Source organism: uncultured Microscilla sp. (assembly GCF_947493425.1).
Lineage (GTDB): Bacteria > Bacteroidota > Bacteroidia > Cytophagales > Microscillaceae > Microscilla.
This window is the reverse complement of sequence record NZ_CANLRP010000423.1, coordinates 1-794: the sequence shown is the minus strand read 5'-3', so window position 1 is coordinate 794 and position 794 is coordinate 1. Positions and strand designations below refer to the sequence as shown.

Genomic DNA, 794 nt, shown 5'->3' with positions numbered 1-794 from the left:
AGCATTGAACATCAGATGATGATTCCCAAGCGAAGGTTTCGCCGGTATTCCCTGTGGTCTTCCTAAACCTCAGCAGTACCCTTAGCTATAGTGATGTGAACATAACAACTATAAGCCTCTATCTACGAGCATTGGTAAAAAGGAAACCTACTAATATCAACCAAATAGTTGTTTCTAAATTACTTAACAGATGAAGAAATCCCAAATATTTGCCCAGAATGTAGGCCTAGACATGGCTAAAAATAGTTTTGTAGCCTGTTTAAGTTTCTTGCTTTTAGACCGTACAATTCAAGTAAAAATTGTGATGGAATTTAAAAATACTCCTCAGGGATTTAAGCGATTTTGTGCTTGGGTAAAGCAACATTTTGTAGTAGATGTTCCTTTACTTTGTACAATGGAAGCCACCGGAGTTTATCACGAGCAACTAGCCTATTTTCTTCATGAAGAAGGCTATTCAGTATCCATTGTTCAGCCCACCCAAGCCAAAAAATATAAAGAAAGTTATCCCTCCTCCTCCAAGACTGACCAGTTAGATGCTCGTTCCTTAGCAAGTATGGGCCTGGAGCGAAAGCTAGAAATTTGGTCACCTCCTTTGGCTTATTATCAAATGCTGAGGGATTTGACCAGAGAACGGGAGGCCTTAAAAAAAGAACAAGCTAGGCTCAAAAATCAGCTCCACGCTCTTAAACATGCCAAAGTAGTACATCCTACCCGTGAGAAGCTTATTACCCAGAGACTGGAATTAATCCGAAAACAACTCAAGACGCTTTTAAAGGAAATAAAAATACATTTAA

1 protein-coding gene is annotated in these 794 nt (G+C 39.0%); it reads left to right on the top strand.

Translation table 11 applies throughout. The features are described 5' to 3' along the window. Nucleotides 1-232 precede the first annotated feature (232 nt). Nucleotides 233-794 (top strand): transposase (locus Q0954_RS34150; RefSeq protein WP_299466622.1); only part of this gene is annotated, 562 nt, incomplete at its 3' end.